The organism is Pseudomonas persica (assembly GCF_900291015.1).
Classification (GTDB): Bacteria; Pseudomonadota; Gammaproteobacteria; order Pseudomonadales; family Pseudomonadaceae; genus Aquipseudomonas.
In genome coordinates, this window is sequence record NZ_OLKL01000286.1 from 1 (window position 1) to 247 (window position 247).

Genomic DNA, 247 nt, shown 5'->3' on the forward strand with positions numbered 1-247 from the left:
GCAATGCACCCTGGCCAAAGTAATTGAGCACCAGCGCCGGGAGCACCAGGATGAACCAGGCCCGGGCAATCGGCTTGCGGCCAAAGTGCCCCATGTCGGCGTACAGCGCCTCGGCACCGGTCAGCGCCAGCACTACCGCACCCAGAATGGCCACGCCAATACCGGGGTGCACCACGAAGAAGTTGACTGCCCAGACCGGGTTGAAAGCCTTGAGTACTTCCGGGCTCTGCGAGATGCCATGTACACC

Annotated in this window: 1 protein-coding gene; it reads right to left on the reverse strand. The window is 62.8% G+C overall.

Features of this window, described 5'->3' with window-relative positions; genetic code table 11:
* The coding region (locus FQ664_RS26600; RefSeq protein WP_178091116.1) for a KUP/HAK/KT family potassium transporter at positions 1–247 on the reverse strand (247 nt) is incomplete at both ends.